This window comes from Nocardia sp. NBC_00511 (assembly GCF_045161165.1).
Lineage (GTDB): Bacteria > Actinomycetota > Actinomycetes > Mycobacteriales > Mycobacteriaceae > Nocardia.
In genome coordinates, this window is the sequence record NZ_CP107849.1 from 4,630,906 (window position 1) to 4,650,000 (window position 19,095).

Sequence of the window (19,095 nt, forward strand, 5' to 3'; positions counted from 1 at the left end):
AAGAACGGATATTCGTTTTACTTTGGCGGTATGCCCAGAGTCAGCGAGGAGCACCTGGAACGCCGCAGGCAGCAGATCCTCGACGCCGCGCAGACCATCTTCGCCCGCAAAGGCCTACACGCCACCACCATGCAGGACGTCTTCGCCGAATCCGGACTCTCGGCGGGCGCGGTCTACCGCTACTTCAAATCCAAGAACGACATCATCGAGGCCCTCACCAACGACGCCACCGTCGACCTGCGAGCAGCTCTGAGCGAGGCCGTCTACAGCGACCCGCTGCCCACTCCCCCCGAGCTGGTCCGCACCATCGCCGAAGCCATCGTCCGGCTCAGCGCCCCCGGCGGCCCCGTCCGCCTGATCCCCCAGGCCTGGGCGCTCGCCCTCACCGACGCCAATATCGCCGACTACGTGCGCAGCAATATCGCCAGCATCCGCCGCCTCTGGTTCGACTACGCCAACCGCATGCGCGAGGTCGGCTGGCTGCCCCCGGACGCCGACACCGACGCCGTCGCGAAGATCCTGCTCGGCGTACTGCCCGGATTCATCCTCCAGCACCTGATCCTGGGCGACACCGACCCGGACACCTTCGCCCGCGGCATCGCCCAGCTCATCCCGGATTACACCCGCGAAACCGCCCTTCCCTGAACAGGATTCAGGGCAGCAGGCCCTGACGGGCGCGACCGGCCCCCGACAGCGCGAGCAGCAGGATGGTCGCGAGCGGCTGGTCCTCGAGACCGACCGCCGGGAAGGTGTAGCGCAGGACGACGTCGCCGAGTTTCTCGTGGCCCATGACGGTGATGGTGCCGAACTGGAGTTGCGAATTGCGCTCGGCGACGCGCTTGTGCAGCTGCGCGTTCAGCGGGCGATCCCAGGCCAGGATGCACATCAGGGCCAGCACGTCGAGGCCGGGCGAGAGGTTGACCGCGCGCAGCGAGCACAGCGAACCCTCGTACTCGAAGCCGAGGGCGGTGTCCTCGACACGCACATCGACGTTGTACTTGGCCAGCACCGCTCCGGCGCGGGCCTGCAACTCCTCGGCGGGAGTGATCTCGGCGGGGGTGGTCTCGTCGCTCATTTGACTCCTCCGAAGCGGCGGTCGCGCTTGGCGTATTCCAGGCAGGCGTCCCATAGGTTGCGGCGATCGAAATCGGGGAAAAGCGTGTGCTGATAGACGAATTCGGCGTACGCGGACTGCCAGATCAGGAAGTTGGAGGAGCGCAGCTCACCGGAGGGACGCAGGAACAGGTCCACATCCGGCATATCCGGTTCGTCCAGGTATTCGGCGAAGGTCGCCTCGGTCACCTTCTCCGGGTCGAGCTCACCCGCCGCCGCCCGGCGCGCGATTTCCCGTGCGGCATCGGCGATCTCGGCGCGACCACCGTAGTTGACACACATGGTGAGGGTCATCACCGTATTGTGCTCGGTCAGCTCCTGGGCGACTTCCAATTCCTTGATCACGCTGCGCCACAGGCGAGGTCGGCGACCCGCCCAGCGCACCCGGACGCCCATCTCGTGCATTTCGTCGCGGCGGCGGCGGATCACGTCGCGGTTGAAGCCCATCAGGAAGCGCACCTCGTCCGGGCTGCGCCGCCAGTTCTCGGTCGAGAAGGCGTACGCGGACAGCCACTTCACGCCGATCTCGATGCAGCCCTCGACGGTGTCCATCAGCACGGCCTCACCGCGCTCGTGGCCCGCGGTGCGCGGCAGTCCCTGCTCCTGCGCCCAGCGGCCGTTGCCGTCCATCACCAACGCCACATGCCGGGGCACGAACTCCAGCGGGATGGCAGGCGGAGTCGCCCCGGACGGATGCGGCGACGGCGGCCGCACGACACGCTGCTCAGTGGGGGACTTCCGGTTACCGATCACGACCACCATCCTGCCCGACGCGATTCGGCCCGCGACGCCCCCCACACCCTTCGCACGACAGCACCACCGAACCTCCACATTCGGGACGGCCCAGGGCCCGCGACCGCGACCGAATCCGGCAATTCCGCGCGGTCGCGGGGTCAGTGGGCGGTCAGGACGGCAGGGTGTCGAAGTAGGCGCGGTAGGTGCCGAAGGGCAGGGTCGCGTCGTAGACCAGTTCGCCCGACGGGCTGAACTCGGAGATGCGCGGCGTCATGCCCCAGCTGACGAAGGTGTCGCCGTTGGGCAGCGATTGCGCGTTGCCCATGGCGAAGGTGGTCAGGCCCGACGGGTGCTGCTGGTTGCGAACCAGGGTCGCGGTCTTGGCGACCGGGTCGATGCGGATCCATTCGACGCTGGACGGGCCGCGGGTCTCGAGGCCGCTGGAGTTGTTGTTGAACAGCCGCAGCGTGGAGTCGTCGGTGAATTCGGCGTCGTGCTGGAAGGCGAACTCGATGTCCGGGCTCGCGGTCAGGGTCGGGTTCTTGCCGCCGAGCTGCCACAGGATGTCGCCGGTGTGCGGGTCCACGTCGTAGACGGCGGACGTATTGCGCAGGGAGACAACAAGATTCCCGGACGGATCCAAGCTGATCGAATTCATGTGGTACGGATCGTAGACATCGCCGCCCAGCTTGCCGGTGGTCTGCGAATCCGCCAGCGGCACATGCTCGGCCGCGCTCCAGCGCAGCAGCTGCTTGCCGGTGGCGACGTCGATCACGACGGCGACGGTGTCGAACAGCTTGCCGTCCACCGGGCCGCCGATGGCCGTCAGATCCGCCGTCACCTGCGGGTACGAGGTGAGCAGGGCGTGCCCGTCCGGGGTCAGCCGGAACTCGTGCACGTCCGCGCCCGCGCCGCCCGGGTCCACGGTGGCCAGCACGTTGAAGTTCTCGTCGGCGATGATCCCGACACCCGAACCGTGCCCGGCCACCGTGCTGCCCTGCCACCAGGTGAGCACCTTGCGGCCCTGGTAGATCTGGGTGCGGAAGTTCGAGACATCCTGTCCCGCAGGCGGTTCGTAGCGTTTGATCTCCCGGCCGGAACGATCGGCGATCACGTTCGCGGGTTGGCCGCCGGGCAGCAGCCCCGCGATCGTGCCGAGGCCGGGCACCAGCGCCGCCGCGCTGACGCCGCTGGTGTAGTAGATGTAGCCGTCGGACTCCTCGCCCGGCTGCTGCACGTTCACCGTGTACGTCAGCCCGCCGAACGGCGAACTCGGCAGCGCCGGTTGCGCGGCGGCGGTGCCGGTGGTCAGGACCGCGAGCGCGGCGACGACCGGGACCGCGCGGAGGACGACACGGCGCGACTGCTGTTCAGACGAGAGACCCACGCCGTGAACTTTAGGCGAGCTAACCTTCACGATCGCTGTCTGGAATCTCACTGATTTTCAGCCTGTCGCGCCGTGCCGCTCACCGGGACTCACACGGCGAGCGTATGCAGTTCCCGCAACAGCTCCGACGCCACGATCGGCGACATCTGCTCGAGGTCCAGCTCGGTGCCGATGTTGTCGAGGGTCTGCTCCGGAATCTCCATCGGATTACGCCCGTTGATCCCCGGACTGAACGCCACCCACACCTTGTTCCCACCCGGCTGCGTCCGCGTGAAGTGCTCGTTCACCCCACCTGACCCGTACCCCTTCGCCCAGCCCAGCTTGGGCAGCCCCAACAGCTTCCCGGTCGGCACCGTGCGCCCGTAGAACGGCGACAACCCGGCGGCCATCCCCTCCGACCCGGCGTCGAAACTCACCCGCTCCAACTGCGAAAATGGCTGCAACAACTGATAATCCGCGAACACCTCCCCCCACGCACCCAGCACCCCACCCAGATGCAACGGATGCGCGACCCCGACGAGCGCGTCCCCCGCCAACTCCACCAACTCATCCTCGACATCAGCCAGGGTCCCGTCCGCATCCACCCGGAAGGTCCCCGTCACCTGACCGCCTGCACCGAACGTGGCCCACACCAACCGCCGCGCCAACTGCCCGAGCAACGGATGCTCGATGATCAGCTCCCGCTGCTTGTCCGCCCGCCACCGCCGCTCGGAAACCATCGCCTGCTCCAACCGACCCGATTCATCGACGATCGCCTCCTGCACCAGCTTCTTGAACGACCCGAACCGCGAATACGCCGCTGAGGCCAACGCCTCGTCATCAGCGGCAGCCGGTTTCGGCAAGCTGGCCCGAACCTTCCCATCCGCCTCCCGCACAACGACTTTCAACCGCTCATCCAGACCGATCACGAACTGCCGGGGCCCATAGTCCAGACGCAGGGTCCCATCCGATGACAACCCGAGATCCGCAACGGCGCGATCCGTGAACTCCGCCACGGTGATCCCGAGTTCGGCGACGATCTTCGCGATGGCCTCGGTTGCCTGCGTGCGCACCGCCGGCCACTGGGTGTTCTCCCGAATTCGTTGAATATGCGTGTGCGCGTTGCGAGTTCCGACCAGGGTCAGGGTGTCCAGGGCTTCCAGCGCACGATTCACCGCCCGATCGCTTTCCGCGATCCTGCGCAATCGCATCAGCGTGGCGTCGTCACCGAGCAGCCCCAAGGCACGCAGCGCCCAGGGATTCTTCTTACCCGGATACTTGGCCGACTGCCACGCACGGTAGATCGCCCAGACGAATTCACCGGCCGAGACGACATCCAGCTCCTCGGCCGCGACGGCCACACCCGCGTAATCGCTGTCCGGCTCGCACATCATGAGCATGGCGATCAGGTGCAGGACCGCGGAGTCGGGCAGCACCTTCATGCTGTGCCGCAACCGAATTCGTGGCAGCGCGGCCGGATCCAGCCAGTCCGGCGCCTTCGGGATCCGGGTGGGCAACCACAGCAGGCGGTCGCCGTCCAGGATCTTCAGGACGGCCGCGACCACGTCCGCGCCATACGAGTCGGCGGCCGACATGATCGTGCGTCGATGCCCCCGCTTGTCCAGCATCCGCAACACGAAGGTGGCCTCGCGCCGATCCTTGACGGCCTTGCCCACCGCGGCCGGAATCAGATCCAGAGCCGCCGCGAAACTATGGCGGCAGAACCAGCTTCGTGCGATTGCGCCCTGACTCTTGTCCAGCCAATCGACCATCATCGCCGTCACATCGCTGCCGATGATCGGAGCCCAGATCGGTGCACCCACCCACGGCTGCGCATCAGCCGTCTCCATGGCCCAGCCCAGTACGTCGGCACCGAAGCGGCCCAGCAACTTCCGATGGGGATCGGGCGGCTCCAGGCCCGGACCACCCTCGTCCGCCATCAGAAACCGATACCGCGCGTTCACGAACGGGGTGGCACCGAGACGATCCAAATGAGGCCGGGCAAGCTCCACCGGAGCATCTGCCAACACCCGGATGGTGGTGTACCCGGGCTGCACAACCACCTGGTCGATCCACCGCTGCCATACCTGCTCATCGGCGTTGTCGTACACCGACGCGATGTTCGCCCAGCTCTCCTGCTCTCCCGGCTCCCACTCCAGCGCCGCGGCCCGATGCACCCGCGCCACCTCGATCACGGTGGGCTTGGCCCGCTTCCGCGACCACGGCGGCGAAACAAGAATCTCCGGCAGTTCTTCCGGCTGTGCCTCGACAGACAATGCGCGGGTCATGAGTCTCCCCCAGTGCCAATCCAATTCGTTGACAGCAAGGTATCCCCACCCACCGACACCACGAATTCCGCACCGGCACTGCCGGAGTCGACCCTGACACTCGGGCCGACACAGACGGCGAACTTGCACGCCTGCCAGGCCGGAACACTTCTGAGAGACGTTCGACAAGCCCAAATCGGATCGCGCGCACCACTGAGGCGAAAACGGATAGCCGCGCCATCATCCAACAAGCGGTGGTTTCCCGGCGACGCTGGGACCATCCTGCGAGATCGTCAGCGGATGGCGGCTTCGGGGCGGTCGAGGGATTCGTGGGGGCGGGTGCGTTCGATCAGGGGGAGGGTGCGGAGCTGGCGTTCGAGGTGCCATTGGAGGTGGGCGGCGATGAGGCCGCTGGCCTGGCGGCGGAGGTTTTCGGGGACGGCTTCGACGTTGGACCAGTCGCCTCGGTTGAGGGCGCTCATGTGGTCGAGGACGCCGAGGACGGGGGTGGCCGAGCCGGGTGGGCGGCAGTGGACACAGACCACGCCGCCGGCGGCTACGTGGAAGGCGCGGTGGGGGCCGGGGGTGGCGCAGCGGGCGCAGTCGTCGAGGGCGGGTGCCCAGCCCGCGAACATCATGGCGCGCAACAGGTATGCGTCGAGGACGAGTTCGTGGGGGCGGCGGCCCATGGCGATGGCGCGCAGGGCGCCCGCGGTGAGGGTGTGCAGGCGGGGGGCGGGCGCGCCCTCTTCACCGGCCAGGCGCTCGGCGGTTTCCAGGACCGCGCAGGCGGTGGTGTAGCGGCCGTAGTCGGAGACGATGTCAGCGGCGTAGGTCTCGACCGTGTGCACCTGGGTGACGGTGTCGAGGTTGCGGCCGGGATGCAACTGGATGTCGACGTAGGCGAAGGGTTCCAGGCGGGCCCCGAATTTGGACCGGGTGCGGCGCACCCCCCTGGCCACCGCGCGCACCAGCCCGTACTGCCGAGTCAGCAGCGTGACGATGCGGTCGGCCTCGCCCAGCTTGTGCTGGCGCAGCACCACCGCATGATCCCGATACAACCGCACCGGGACAGTCTTGCATGCCGCGCCGATCGGGCGGCGACGAGTCGCCCGGTGTGTGCGGGATTCCGGGTATCCGAGACCGGACCGCCGACATTGGACGTGTGACCAGAATCGCGCTACGTTACCCACCGGTACGGAGGAGACGGGATTCACATGACGATGGCGTCGGTCGGCGAACTCGCGTTGGCGGAGCTCGCACAGGCATTGGCAACGGGCACGATCAGCTCGGTGGAAGCCACCACGGATGTACTCGATCGCATCGAGGCCAGCCAGGACACGCTCAATGCCTTCCGGATCGTGCGGCGCGAGCAGGCGCTCGCCGAGGCCGCCGAAGCCGATCGGAAACTCGCTGCGGGAGAACGCTTTCCGCTGCTCGGCGTACCGATGGCCATCAAGGACGACACCGATCTGGCCGGAACGCCAACGGCTTTCGGCTGTGGCGGCGACTTCCCCGCCAAGACCGAGGACGCCGAATCGGTGCGGCGACTGCGCGCGGCCGGTGCGGTCATCGTCGGCAAGACCAATACCTGTGAACTCGGGCAGCTGCCGTTCACCAGCGCGGAAGCCTTCGGGCACACCAGGAATCCGTGGGCCGCGGACCGCACCCCGGGCGGCTCGTCCGGCGGTTCCGCCGCCGCCGTCGCCGCCGGATTGGTGCCCGCCGCACTGGGTTCCGACGGCGCGGGCTCGGTGCGCATCCCCGCCGCGTGGAACAACCTGGTCGGCATCAAGCCGCAGCGCGGCCGCATCTCCACCTGGCCGCTGCCCGAGGCCTTCTACGGCCTCACCGTGAACGGCCCCCTGGCCCGCACCGTCGCCGACGCCGCCCTGCTGCTCGACGCCGCCGCCGGAGCCCACCCCGGCGACCTGCACACCCCGCCAGCGCTGCGCGTCTCCGACGCCGTCGGCCGCGACCCGGGCCGCCTGCGCATCGCGCTGTCGCTGGGAATCCCGTTCACCGCCACCAGGACTCGCCTCGACCGCGAAGTCGAAGCGCGCGTGCACGCCACCGCCGATACCCTGCGCCGCCTCGGCCACGAGGTCTCCATCGCCAACGTGCCGTACGGCGTCCTGATGGGCGCGACCTTCCTGCCCCGCTCCATGACCGGCATCGACCAGGCCATGAAGCGACTCCCCGGCGCGACGGTGGACCCGCGCACGCACCACAACGCCTCCGTCGGCCGCCTGCTCGCCCCGACGCTTTTCGCGGCCCGTAAGGCAGAACCGTTGCTGCGCAACCGAATCGGCCGCATGTTCAACGACTTCGACGTAATCCTGGCCCCCACCACGGCAACCCCGCCGCCCGATGTCCACGAGATCGACGGCATCGGCAACTGGGCCACCGACGAACTCATCACCGCCGTCTGCCCCTACACCTGGCCCTGGAACGTCCTGGGCTGGCCGTCGGTGAACGTCCCCGCCGGTTTCACCGCCACCGGCCTCCCGGTCGGCGCCCAACTCATGGGCCCCGCCAACTCCGAGCCCCTCCTGGTTTCCGTTGCCGCCCAACTGGAATCGGAACTCCAGTGGTACAAACACCGCCCCACCCCCTGGTGGCCGCACCCCTGATCCCGGTGACACACGAAACCGCCGCCCACTGAAGCGAATCAGTGGGCGGCGGTTTCATCAGCGAATCAGGGTCAAAAGCCGAGCTTGCCCAGCTGCTTGGGGTCGCGCTGCCAGTCCTTGGCGACCTTCACGTGCAGGTGCAGGTAGATGCGGGTGCCCAGGATGCTCTCGATCTGCTGGCGGGCGTTGGTGCCGACCTCTTTGAGGCGGGCGCCGCCCTTGCCGATGATGATGGCCTTCTGGCTGGGGCGCTCCACGTAGACCAGGGCGTGGACGTCGAGCATGCCCTCGGCGGAGCGGCGGCCCTCGGTCGCCTGGTCCTCGTTCTCCTCGCGCTCGAGGATGTCCTCGATCACCACGGCCAGCGAGTGCGGGAGCTCGTCGCGGACGCCCTCGAGGGCGGCCTCGCGAATGAGCTCGGCGATCAGGACTTCCTCGGGCTCGTCGGTGAGTTCACCGTCCGGGTAGAAGGCGGGACCCTCCGGCATCTTCGAGGCGATGACGTCGACGAGCACCTCGACCTGCTCGCCCTTGACCGCGGACACCGGCACCACTTCGGCCTCGGGACCGAGCAGCGCGGAGACGGCCATCAACTGGTGGGCGATCTGATCGCGACTCACCTTGTCGATCTTGGTGACCACGCCGAGCAGGGTGGTCTTCGGCGCCATGGTCTTGATCTGATCGACGATCCAGCGGTCGCCGGGGCCGATCTTCTCATCGGCCGGAATGCACAGCGCGATCACGTCGACCTCGGAGTAGGTGTCGCGCACAAGGTCGTTGAGCCGCTGCCCCAGCAGGGTGCGCGGGCGGTGCAGGCCGGGGGTGTCCACCAGGATCAGCTGCGCGTGCTCACGGTGCACGATGCCGCGGATGGTGTGCCGGGTGGTCTGCGGCCGCGAGGAGGTGATGGCGATCTTCTGCCCCACCATGGCATTGGTCAGCGTGGACTTGCCGGTGTTCGGCCGCCCGACGAAACATACGAAGCCGGAACGGAATTCGTCCTTGCCGCTCATTCGAAAACCTCCGATTCGGAACCGAGGTCCAGCGCCGCGGGCACCGCACGTTCGCTGACCGCATCACCCGCCTCGGAATGTTGTGCGGCAATGGGGTTCTCGACCCCGTAGTCGCCTGCGACGTCCTCGACCCGCTCGAAGACCTTGCCGGAACGATCGGTGAACACGATCCGCGCGTCCGCCGACACCTCACGCACGGCGGCCACCCCGGCGTCGGAGAACCGGCCCGCAACCACCACGGCGCATTCGAAACCCTCTGCGCCACTGGAGATCGCGGCCGCGACGGCCGCCTGCAACGCACTGAGCTTCAACGCCGCCAGCTCCACCTCACCAGCCGCGTAGGTGCGGCCGTCGGTGTCGCGGATCGCCGCGCCGCCGTTGCCGCCGGTGCGGCCCAGGGCGCCGCGCGCGAGCACCAGCAGCTTGCCGTCCTCGGCGTCGAGCTCAGTCATCGGCTTCTCCATCCTCGTAGCCACCGTCCGGCTTGTCCTCCGCCGCTTCGGTTTTCGTCTTCTCCGGCCCCCGCCGCACCACCACGGTGTGAATCCGCATGCGGCCGCGGGCATCCGCGCCGCCCTCGCCCTTCAACTGCAAACCCTGTACGACGGCCTTGGAGCCGGGCAGCGGCACGCGGCCGAGCGCGTGCGCGAGCAGGCCGCCGACGGTGTCGACATCCTCCTCGTCGATCTCGATATCGAACAGCTCACCCAGGTCGTCGATCGGAAGTCGCGCCGAGACACGGTATTTGCCGGGCCCGACCTGCTCGATCGGCGCGATCTCGTCCTTGTCGTACTCATCGGCGATCTCACCGACGATCTCCTCGAGAATGTCCTCGATGCTGACCAACCCGGCGATGCCGCCGTATTCGTCGACCAGCAGCGCCATATGGTTGCGGCGGCGCTGCATCTCGTCCAGCAGCGCGTCCAGCGGTTTGGAGTCCGGCATGAACACGGCCGACCGCATCACCTGGCGCACCTTCACCTTGCGGCTGCGATCCGCGTACGGGACAAGGTCTTTCAGGTAGACGACGCCGAGAATGTCATCGACGTTCTCACCGATCACCGGAATCCGCGAATGCCCCGAACGCACCGCGAGCGACATCGCCTGCGCCGCGGTCTTGTCCGCCTCGATCCACACCATCTCGGTGCGCGGCACCATCACCTCACGCGCCGGGGTCGTGTCGAGTTCGAACACCGACTGGATCATGCGGCGCTCGTCGGCGTCCACCACGCCGCGCTCCCCCGCCAGATCCACCACCTCACGCAGCTCGATCTCGGAAGCGAAGGGGCCGTTGCGAAATCCCTTGCCGGGGGTGAGCGCGTTGCCGATCAGGATCAGCAGCCGGCTGATCGGACCCAGCAGCGAACCGATCGCCTGCAACGGCAGCGACGCGCCGAGCGCGAGCGAATAGGCGTGCTGACGACCCAGCGTGCGCGGGCCGACACCGATCACCACATAGTCGACCAGCACCATCACCGCCGCCGTCACCAGCAGCGCGAGCGCCTCGTCCAACCAGTCCATCAGCACCGCCGCCAGCAGCACCGTCGCGGTGATCTCACACGTAAGGCGCAGCAGCACCATCAGATTCACATACCGCGGCCGATCGGCGACGATGCGCGCCAACCGTGCCGCACCGGTGCGATCCGCTCGCACCAGATCGTCCACGCGGGCCGGAGACACCGTATTGAGTGCCGAATCCAGCGCCGCGAAAACGCCGCCCGCCGGGACCAAGACGATGGCCAGCACGAGCAGGACGAATGAATTCACGCCGGGCCCAACGGATCACCGGTGGTGTCGGTGAATCCGGTCTTGCCCAGCAGTCGCCGATCCCGCTCGGCCAGCTCCGCGCGGCGCTGCTCCTCGAGCTGCTCCTCACGCACGTTCTCGTACCAGCCCTCGAGCAGCGAGGCCTGCAACGCGAACATCTCCTTCTCCTCCTCCGGCTCGGCGTGGTCGTAGCCGAGGAGGTGCAGGACGCCGTGCACGGTCAGCAGTGCCAGCTCGTGATCCATGGAATGCCCGGCCTTCTCGGCCTGCTGGGCCGCGAACTCCGGGCAGAGCACGATGTCTCCGAGCATGGAGGGGCCGGGCTCGGCGGCGTCCGGCCGCCCGCCCGGCTCCAACTCGTCCATCGGGAAGGACATCACGTCGGTCGGACCCGGCAGGTCCATCCAGCGCATGTGCAGATCCGCCATGGTGTCGAGATCGACCAGCACCATCGACAGCTCGGCCGCCGAATGCACGTCCATCTGCGCGATCGCGAAGCGCGCGACACTGACGAGTTCTTCTTCGGATACCTCGATACCCGATTCGTTGGCGATCTCGATACTCACCCGCCCAGCCTAATGGCCGAGCTCAGTGTCGCTCTCCCCGGCTCGCGGCTCGTCGCTGCGCCCGGTTGCCCTGCAGGTGCACCGCGACCGGCCGCCGCGTTTCGGACTCGTAGCGGTCGTAGGCGTCGACGATCTCGCCGACCAATCGGTGCCGCACCACATCCGCGCTGGTGAGGTAGGAGATATGGATGTCGTCGATGCCGACCAGCACCTCGGTGGCGGCCCGCAGACCCGACCGCGAGTTGTGCGGCAGATCGACCTGGGTGACGTCACCGGTCACCACGATCTTCGACCCGAATCCGAGCCGGGTCAGGAACATCTTCATCTGCTCGGCGGTGGTGTTCTGCGCCTCGTCGAGAATGATGAACGAGTCGTTGAGGGTGCGGCCACGCATGTAGGCGAGCGGCGCGACCTCGATGACACCGGCCTGCATGAGCTTCGGGATCGCCTCGGGATCCATCATGTCGTGCAGGGCGTCGTAGAGCGGACGCAGATACGGGTCGATCTTGTCGTTGAGCGTGCCGGGCAGAAAACCAAGGCGCTCACCGGCTTCCACCGCTGGCCGGGTCAGGATGATGCGACTGACCTGCTTGGTCTGCAACGCCTGCACGGCCTTCGCCATGGCCAGGTACGTCTTGCCGGTACCGGCCGGGCCGACACCGAACACGATGGTGTGCGAGTCGATGGCGTCGACATAGCGCTTCTGGTTGAGCGTCTTGGGCCGGATGGTCTTGCCGCGCCGCGACAGGATGTCCAGGCTCAGCACTTCGGCCGGGGAATCCGAGGAGCCCTCGGTGAGCATCGAGTAGGTGTGCCGCACCGCCTCCGGCGTGACCACCCGATTGCGCGCGGTCAACGCCACCAGCTGGGCGATGACCCGCTCGGCGAGCGCCACGTCGGCGGGCTTGCCGGTCAGGGTGACGGTGTTGCCGCGGACATGGATGTCGGCATCGAGGAGGCGCTCGAGTTCACGCAGGTTCTCATCAGCCGAACCCAGGAATCCGAACACAGACTCCGGTGCCAATTCAATGCTGGAACGGACGGTCCGACCTGCCGGTCCGGAACCGTCACCATCGGCTCCGATGCCGACGATGGAAGTGTTCTGGTCGCCGATTTCGCCTGGGTTTCTCAAAAGTGGCTACAGCCTGCTTTCCGGTCTCGAACCGCACGTCGTTGACAGAAGTTTACCGCCGCCCACCGACACCGCCCAGTGAATAAGTCGCTACCAGCAGGGTGAACAGTCCGGTGACATGCAACTGCCGCATCCCCGAATCCATTCCGTGGCGAAACCGGACCGGATCCGGCCTGTCACGGGGACTACCAGCGGGGCGTCAGCGCACCGAGCGCGCCCAGGGCCACCGCGGCGGCCGTGGAGGTGCGCAGCACGGTCGGGCCGAGCAGCACGATGTCGGCCCCGGCGTCGGCCAGCGCGGTCAGCTCGGCGTCGTCGAGCCCGCCCTCGGGGCCGACGATGAGGACGATCTCGGGAACTCCGTCGAAGGACAGTCCGGTCAAACGGGCGGTGCCCGATTCGTGCAGTGCCGCGACCACCGCGCCGTTGGATTTGGCGGTGCGAACCAGCTCGAGGAGATCCCGGGTGGTGTGCAGGTCGGCCACGTCGGGGATGTAGGCGCGGCGGGATTGGCGCGCGGCCTGTCTCGCGGCGGCCCGCCACTTGTCTACGCCCTTGCGGGCCTTGGCTTCCCAGTTGGACACGCAGCGCGCGGCCTGCCAGGGGACGATGGCGTCCACTCCTGCCTCGGTCATCAGCTCGATCGCCAATTCCGAGCGGTCGGACTTCGGCAGCGCCTGCACCACCGTGACCTGCGGGGTCCACGGTTCGGCCCGCCGCCGGTCGAGGACCTTCAGTTCGAGGCGGTCCTTGTGGGCCGCAACCACTTCCGAATCGGCGAGCAGACCGTGACCGTCGGAGAGAGTGATGGCCTCTCCGACCCGGGTGCGTCGGACCGTGGCCGCATGGCGGCCCTCGGGGCCGTCCAGGACGGCCGTCGCACCCGGTTCGGGGATCTCGTCGAGGTAGAAGACGGTGGCGGCCAACGGATCAGCGTCCGCTGAAGGAAGCGCGCAGGCGGGCGAACAGACCCGAGTTGTGCTCGGACCCGGCCGAGAGCACCTCGGTGCGTTCGTTGGCGCGCAGGCCCTTGTACTTCTGCAGCAGATCCGACTGCTTGGCGTCCAGCTTGGTCGGCACCACGATGTCGAGGTGCGCGATCAGGTCGCCACGCGAATTCGCGCGCAGCTTCGGCATGCCGTGGCCGCGCAGCACCGACGCCTCACCCGGCTGCGTGCCGGGCGGAATCGTCAGCTCGACCGGGCCGTCGAGGATGGTGTCGACGACCACGGTGGTGCCGAGCGCGGCGTCGACCATGGGGACGCGGATGGTGCAGTGCAGGTCGTCGGCGTCGCGCACGAAGGTGTCGTGCGGCTGCTCCACGATCTCCACGTACAGGTCACCGGCCGGACCGCCGCCCGGGCCGACCTCGCCCTGCGCGGCCAGCCGCACCCGCATGCCGTTGGCGACACCGGCCGGGATCGGCGCGGCGATCTCGCGGCGGGCCCTCACCCGGCCGTCGCCACCGCACTTGCGGCAGGGGTCGGGGATGGTCTCGCCCGCGCCGCGGCAGGTCGGGCAGGGGCGCGAGGTCATGACCTGGCCCAGGAACGACCGCTGCACGGTCTGCACTTCGCCTGCGCCGCCGCAGGTTTCGCAGCGCACCGGCTTGGAGTTGTTGTTGGTGCCCGCGCCCTGACACAGATCGCAGAGGATCGCCGTGTCGACGGTCAGGTGCTTGGTGACGCCGACGGCGCACTCCTGCAGCGAAAGCCGGGTCCGCAGCAGCGAATCCGCGCCCGGCTGCACCCGGCCGCGTGGCTTGCGCGCACCGCCGGAGGCATTCATGCCGCCGAAGAAGGCCTCGAAAACATCGCCCAGGCCACCGAATCCGGCGCCGGAGAACCCGCCGCCCATGCCGCCACCCGACTCCAGCGGGTCACCGCCCAGGTCGACGACGCGGCGCTTCTCCGGGTCCGACAGCACCTCGTAGGCCGCCGACACCTCCCGGAACTTCTCCTGCGCCTCCGGTTCCGGATTGACGTCGGGATGCAGTTCACGCGCCAGCTTCCGGTAGGCGCGCTTGATCTCCTGGTCGGTCGCGTTACGTGCGACGCCGAGCAGTGCGTAATAGTCCCGTGCCACTTGCGCTCTCTAGTCCTGTTTCATGTCTCAGCCGAGCTCACCGTTCGGCGAGCACCTCACCTATGTATCGGGCGACAGCCGCCACCGAGGCAATGGTCCCCGGGTAGTCCATGCGGGTCGGCCCCAATACCCCCATGCCTCCGAGCACCGTACCGGGCATCCCGTAACCGGTGGACACCACGGCCGTCCCACGCATCTGCTCGAGCTTGGTTTCTTCGCCGATCTGCACCGTCACGGTACCCGGATGCTGGGCCGCTGCCAGCAGCTTCAGCACGATCACCTGCTCTTCCAGGGCCTCGAGTACCGAACGCAGGGAACCGGGGAATCCATTCCCGGCGAAATCACCGGCATTGCGGGTGAGGTTGGCGGTGCCGCCCAGCACGAGGCGTTCCTCGGGATGCTCGACCAGGGTTTCCACCAGCACGGTCGACACCCGGATCAGCACATCGCGCAGTTTGGCGGGGGAATGCTCGGGCAGTTCGGCCACCGACACCGAGGCGGCGGCGAGGCGTTTGCCCTCCATCGCCTTGCCCAGCATCCCGCGCAGGGCGGCCAGATCCTCTTCGCTGATCACATTGCCCAGATCGACCAGACGCTGATCGACGCGGCCGCTGTCGGTGATCACGACCAGGAGTAGTCGGGCGGGGTTGAGGGCGACCACCTCGATGTGCCGGACGATCGAGGCGGACACGGTCGGGTATTGGACCATGGCGACCTGACGGGTCAGCTGGGCCAGCAGGCGGACGCCGCGGCGCAGCACGTCGTCGAGGTCGACGCCGCTCTCCAGGAATTCCATGATGGCCCGGCGCTCGGGACCCGACAGCGGCTTGACCTCGGAGATGTGGTCGACGAACTGCCGGTAGCCCTTGTCGGTCGGGATGCGGCCGGACGAGGTGTGCGGCTGTGTGATGTAGCCCTCGGCCTCCAGCACCGCCATGTCGTTGCGGACCGTCGCGCTCGATACACCCAGATTGTGCCGTTCCACCAGGGTTTTCGACCCGATCGGCTCTTTCGTGGAGATGTAGTCCGCGACGATCGCCCGCAGGACCTCGAGCCGCCGCTGTTCGGTGCTCGACATCGGCTCCACCTCCTCGCTCGCCTTCGGGTCTGCCTCGTCGCAGGCCCGAGTTCTCCCGGCAGAGCGGATGCCGATCGACTCGGCACGGCACCGGCCACGCGGCTCCCGGATGAATTCCACTCCAGTTTAGTGGCCTGTCCGAGGTTCGCTGTGCGGCCGCCCGTCAGCGCGGTGCGGTGAGCCACCCGCCGGGCGCTCCGCCGTGCCGCCATTTGATGCCGCAGCCGACGCTCGGGACATGCGGTTCGGGCACCGGGCGTGCGGCGAGCACCTGCTCGAAAGCGGCTCGCAGAGCGGCACCGTCGGAGGGTTCCTGATTTCCGGGGGTGGCGGCGTCGAAGCGGCCGCGGTAGGCGAGGCGGCGGTCCGCGTCGTAGAGGAACAGGTCCGGTGTGCACGCGGCCTGATAGGCGCGCGCCACCTGCTGGGTCTCGTCGACCAGGTAGGGGAATCGGAAACCGGCCCGCCGCACCTGATCTCGCAGATGCGCGGCATCGTCATCCGGATAGTTGCCGGTGTCGTTGCTGCAGATCGCCACGGTGGCCAGGCCGCGCGGCGAGAGTTCGGCGGTCACCGCGCCGAGCGCCTGCTCGATGCGCCGAACGTACGGGCAGTGGTTGGACAGGAACACGACGGCCAGGACCGGTTCCCCCGCAAAGGTTTCCAGTGAGACCTTGCCGCCGTCGATCGCGGGCAGCGTGAAATCCGGTGCGGGAGTGCCGATCGGAACCATCGAGGATGCGAGCGCCATACCCGATTGTCACCCCTGAGCGGCGGCCTCCACCACTGCTGCCACGTCGGCCGGGTGCGAGACCAGGCCCGCGTGCGAGGCGTCGATCTCGGAGGTGTGCGCGCCCATGCGGGCCGCCATATCCCGTTGCGAGGCAGGCGGAATGACGCGGTCGGCGGCCGAGACCAGATACCAGCTCGGCGTCGACGCCCACGAGGGCGGGCCGGAGGGCTCCAGGTTGGCGGTGAGCGCCAGGGAATGCTGATGGGCGGCCATGTCCGCGGCAACTGCCGGGTCGACGTCCTGGGCGAAGACATCGTGGAAGCTGGCGGGGTCGACGTAGGCGTCGAGGTTCTTGCCCGCCAAGCCCTGTGGGTCGTCGACGATCTTGGGGCGCAAGGCGAGAGTCAGCTGTGATCCGGGGTACTGGATCGGATTGATCTCCGCCAGCGCCACTTCCCCCTGGCTCGGCGCGAAAGCCGAGATGTAGACCAGGGATTCGACCTTCGGGTCGTGCACATTCGTGATCACGGTGCCGCCGTAGGAATGTCCGACCAGCACGATCGGCCCGTCGATGCCATTGATGGTCCGCTCGATCGCCGCCGAATCATAGGCGGGCCCGCGCAGCGGATTCTCCGGCGTCACAACGCGATACCCGTCCGCGCGCAGCTTGGCCGCGACGCCGTCCCAACTCGACGAGTTCGCGAATGCCCCGTGCACGAGCACGACAGTCGGCAGCGAATCCGCGTGGGCGGGAGCAGCTGCCACAACAGGCGCGGCACTCAACAGCAACGCGGCCACGACAGCGCCTGCGCGCCTCGACCGCGTGGAGGTGCCGGTGGAACCAGGAACGACGTGCGAATCGTGCATGGCGACTTCCTCACGACGGAGTGCCCGGACGGCAGCTCGCGAAAGAACCTCGCTTGGCAGCCTAACGAACCACCTGTCCGAATGGGGCGGATGTCAGGTCAGCAGGGTTCGGACGACACCGTCGGCGAGCAAGCGACCGCGGTCGGTGAGTACGAGGCGGTCGCCCGAGCGCTCGGCGAGGCCGTCGGCGATCACCGTTTCGGCGGCGCGCAGGCCGTGGGCGTCGAGGTCGGTGAAGGGGAGGCCGGTGCGCAGGCGGACGGTGAGCATCACCCGCTCGGTGTGGCGTTCCTCGTCGGTGAGCAGTTCCCAACCGGCGGCGGGCAGGCCGCCCGCGATCACCCGATCCGCATAGCGCGCAGGGTGTTTCACGTTCCACCAGCGGACGCCGCCCACATGGCTGTGCGCACCCGGTCCCGCGCCGAGCCAGTCGCCACCGTCCCAATAGCCGAGGTTGTGGCGGCAGCGGGCGTCGTCGTTCGCGGCCCAGTTGGAGACCTCGTACCAGCGCAGCCCCGCCGCCTCGAGCCGACTGTCGATCCGCTCGTAGCGGGCGGCCAGCACATCGTCATCGGGCGCGGGCAGTTCACCGCGGCGCACCCGTCGAGCCAGCGCGGTGCCGTCCTCGACGATCAACGAATACGCCGACACATGGTCCACCCCGGCGGCCAGTACGGCATCGAGGCTGGCATCGAGATCCGCGTCGCTCTCCCCCGGCGTCCCATAGATCAAATCCAAATTCACATGCTCGAACCCCGCGGCCCGCGCCTCCTTGGCCGCCGCGACCGCCCGCCCCGGCGTATGGGTCCGATCGAGAATCTTCAACACATGCTGCGCCGCCGACTGCATCCCCAGCGAAACCCGCGTGAACCCACCCGCGAGCAGCCGCTCGAAGAACTCCGGCGACGTCGACTCCGGATTGGATTCGGTCGTCACCTCTGCCCTGGCCGCGAGCGTGAAGTTGTCCCGAATGGCATCCAACACCCCGGCGAGCCCGTCCCCACCGAGTAGCGACGGCGTCCCCCCACCCACGAACACCGTCTCCACCGCAGGCGTAGCCGACGGCAACGCCCCGAATTCCTTTGCCGCCGTGGCAAGCTCACCCCGCAGAGCCTCGAACCACGACGCCGGCGACGAAGAACTCCCCAACTCTCCGGCCGTATAGGTATTGAAATCGCAGTACCCGCACCGGGTAGCGCAGAACGGCACATGAACGTAGATCCCGAACGCCCCAACGCCGAAGTCGCGCAGCACCGGAGTCTGGTCGGTGGCGGGTGCGGTGATGGTCGAGTCGGTCACCACATCAGTGTGACCCGTCGCGCGGGTCACACCGTGGGCGGTGTCAGCGCGCGAGTTCGAGGTTGCGGCGCGGCGACCGCTACGGTGGGACCCCTGGGACTCTCGAGGTCAACTGTCCAAGATCGGGACAGTGGTGATCTATGACCCCTGTCACAAACCGAACGATATATCCAGGGGATTTCCCGCAAAAGTGCGGAAAATTCCGCCGGGCCGTCGGAACGACCCTTCTGACGTGGCACAATAAGCCACATGACTGGACTTGGGGTACGACTCGTGGCGCGTCGCCATGTCGACTTCAAGCGTGTCTGCAGTGCGAGCTGTCTGCTCGGAAGCCTCCGGTAGATCGGCTCCCCCTTACCGGAATCCGGCGTTTTTCGACGCCGTACGAGAGCCGGTTCTCCCTATCGGAGGCGTGAGTCAGCCCCTCCCGCCTGCCCGCAA

17 protein-coding genes and 1 pseudogene are annotated in these 19,095 nt (G+C 67.9%); 2 read left to right on the top strand and 16 right to left on the bottom strand.

Translation table 11 applies throughout. From position 1 onward, the window contains the following. Positions 1 to 30: 30 nt before the first annotated feature. On the top strand, positions 31 to 645 hold the full coding sequence (locus tag OG300_RS21725; protein ID WP_405484342.1) for a TetR/AcrR family transcriptional regulator: 615 nt from the start codon (positions 31 to 33) through the stop codon (positions 643 to 645). A 7-nt stretch (positions 646 to 652) separates the two neighbouring features. Here the strand turns inward: OG300_RS21725 and OG300_RS21730 are convergent, their stop codons facing one another. From OG300_RS21730 to recO, 5 genes are all read right to left on the bottom strand, one after another. Beyond that, complete coding sequence (locus OG300_RS21730; RefSeq protein WP_405484344.1) at positions 653 to 1,075, bottom strand: hypothetical protein; 423 nt, start codon at positions 1,073 to 1,075, stop codon at positions 653 to 655. After that, on the bottom strand, positions 1,072 to 1,875 hold the full coding sequence (locus tag OG300_RS21735; protein WP_405484346.1) for an isoprenyl transferase: 804 nt from the start codon (positions 1,873 to 1,875) through the stop codon (positions 1,072 to 1,074). The genes OG300_RS21730 and OG300_RS21735 overlap by 4 nt, the downstream gene beginning before the upstream one ends. A gap of 142 nt (positions 1,876 to 2,017) precedes the next feature. Continuing rightward, the gene (locus tag OG300_RS21740) at positions 2,018 to 3,235 is read right to left on the bottom strand and encodes an arylsulfotransferase family protein (RefSeq protein WP_405484348.1); all 1,218 of its coding nucleotides are present in this window, start codon (positions 3,233 to 3,235) and stop codon (positions 2,018 to 2,020) included. Between the two features lie 89 nt (positions 3,236 to 3,324). Further along, positions 3,325 to 5,502: a DUF4132 domain-containing protein gene (locus OG300_RS21745; protein WP_405484350.1), complete on the bottom strand. Its 2,178-nt coding sequence runs from the start codon at positions 5,500 to 5,502 to the stop codon at positions 3,325 to 3,327. 272 nt (positions 5,503 to 5,774) lie between these two features. Continuing rightward, the gene (gene recO / locus OG300_RS21750; RefSeq protein WP_405484352.1) at positions 5,775 to 6,548 is read right to left on the bottom strand and encodes a DNA repair protein RecO; all 774 of its coding nucleotides are present in this window, start codon (positions 6,546 to 6,548) and stop codon (positions 5,775 to 5,777) included. A 150-nt stretch (positions 6,549 to 6,698) separates the two neighbouring features. Between recO and OG300_RS21755 the strand changes: the two genes are divergently transcribed. Then, on the top strand, positions 6,699 to 8,114 hold the full coding sequence (locus OG300_RS21755; RefSeq protein WP_405484354.1) for an amidase: 1,416 nt from the start codon (positions 6,699 to 6,701) through the stop codon (positions 8,112 to 8,114). A gap of 71 nt (positions 8,115 to 8,185) precedes the next feature. Here the strand turns inward: OG300_RS21755 and era are convergent, their stop codons facing one another. The 11 genes and pseudogenes from era to hemW form a co-directional block, all read right to left on the bottom strand. Further along, positions 8,186 to 9,127, bottom strand: a complete 942-nt coding sequence (era, locus tag OG300_RS21760; protein WP_405484356.1) for a GTPase Era — start codon at positions 9,125 to 9,127, stop codon at positions 8,186 to 8,188. Positions 9,128 to 9,261: 134 nt separating this feature from the next. Continuing rightward, positions 9,262 to 9,579 (bottom strand): annotated as a pseudogene (locus tag OG300_RS21765) (cytidine deaminase); the annotation flags it as partial. After that, the gene (locus OG300_RS21770) at positions 9,572 to 10,894 is read right to left on the bottom strand and encodes a hemolysin family protein (protein WP_405484358.1); all 1,323 of its coding nucleotides are present in this window, start codon (positions 10,892 to 10,894) and stop codon (positions 9,572 to 9,574) included. The gene OG300_RS21770 and the pseudogene OG300_RS21765, both read right to left, overlap by 8 nt. Continuing rightward, positions 10,891 to 11,460: an rRNA maturation RNase YbeY gene (ybeY, locus tag OG300_RS21775; protein ID WP_405484360.1), complete on the bottom strand. Its 570-nt coding sequence runs from the start codon at positions 11,458 to 11,460 to the stop codon at positions 10,891 to 10,893. Before ybeY ends, OG300_RS21770 begins: the two co-directional genes overlap by 4 nt. 22 nt (positions 11,461 to 11,482) lie before the next feature. Next, entirely contained in the window at positions 11,483 to 12,553 is a 1,071-nt protein-coding gene (locus OG300_RS21780) for a PhoH family protein (RefSeq protein WP_405498627.1), read from the bottom strand. Positions 12,554 to 12,777: 224 nt separating this feature from the next. Continuing rightward, the gene (locus OG300_RS21785) at positions 12,778 to 13,518 is read right to left on the bottom strand and encodes a 16S rRNA (uracil(1498)-N(3))-methyltransferase (RefSeq protein ID WP_405484362.1); all 741 of its coding nucleotides are present in this window, start codon (positions 13,516 to 13,518) and stop codon (positions 12,778 to 12,780) included. 4 nt (positions 13,519 to 13,522) lie between these two features. Further along, positions 13,523 to 14,677, bottom strand: a complete 1,155-nt coding sequence (gene dnaJ, locus OG300_RS21790; protein WP_405484364.1) for a molecular chaperone DnaJ — start codon at positions 14,675 to 14,677, stop codon at positions 13,523 to 13,525. 37 nt (positions 14,678 to 14,714) lie between these two features. Next, a complete protein-coding gene (hrcA, locus tag OG300_RS21795) occupies positions 14,715 to 15,755 on the bottom strand; it encodes a heat-inducible transcriptional repressor HrcA (protein WP_405484366.1) in 1,041 nt (346 codons plus the stop codon). Positions 15,756 to 15,918: 163 nt separating this feature from the next. After that, positions 15,919 to 16,506: a thioredoxin family protein gene (locus tag OG300_RS21800; RefSeq protein WP_405484368.1), complete on the bottom strand. Its 588-nt coding sequence runs from the start codon at positions 16,504 to 16,506 to the stop codon at positions 15,919 to 15,921. A 9-nt stretch (positions 16,507 to 16,515) separates the two neighbouring features. Continuing rightward, entirely contained in the window at positions 16,516 to 17,355 is an 840-nt protein-coding gene (locus OG300_RS21805; RefSeq protein WP_405484370.1) for an alpha/beta fold hydrolase, read from the bottom strand. Positions 17,356 to 17,448: 93 nt separating this feature from the next. Beyond that, the gene (gene hemW, locus OG300_RS21810) at positions 17,449 to 18,639 is read right to left on the bottom strand and encodes a radical SAM family heme chaperone HemW (protein ID WP_405498628.1); all 1,191 of its coding nucleotides are present in this window, start codon (positions 18,637 to 18,639) and stop codon (positions 17,449 to 17,451) included. Between the last annotated feature and the right edge of the window lie 456 nt (positions 18,640 to 19,095).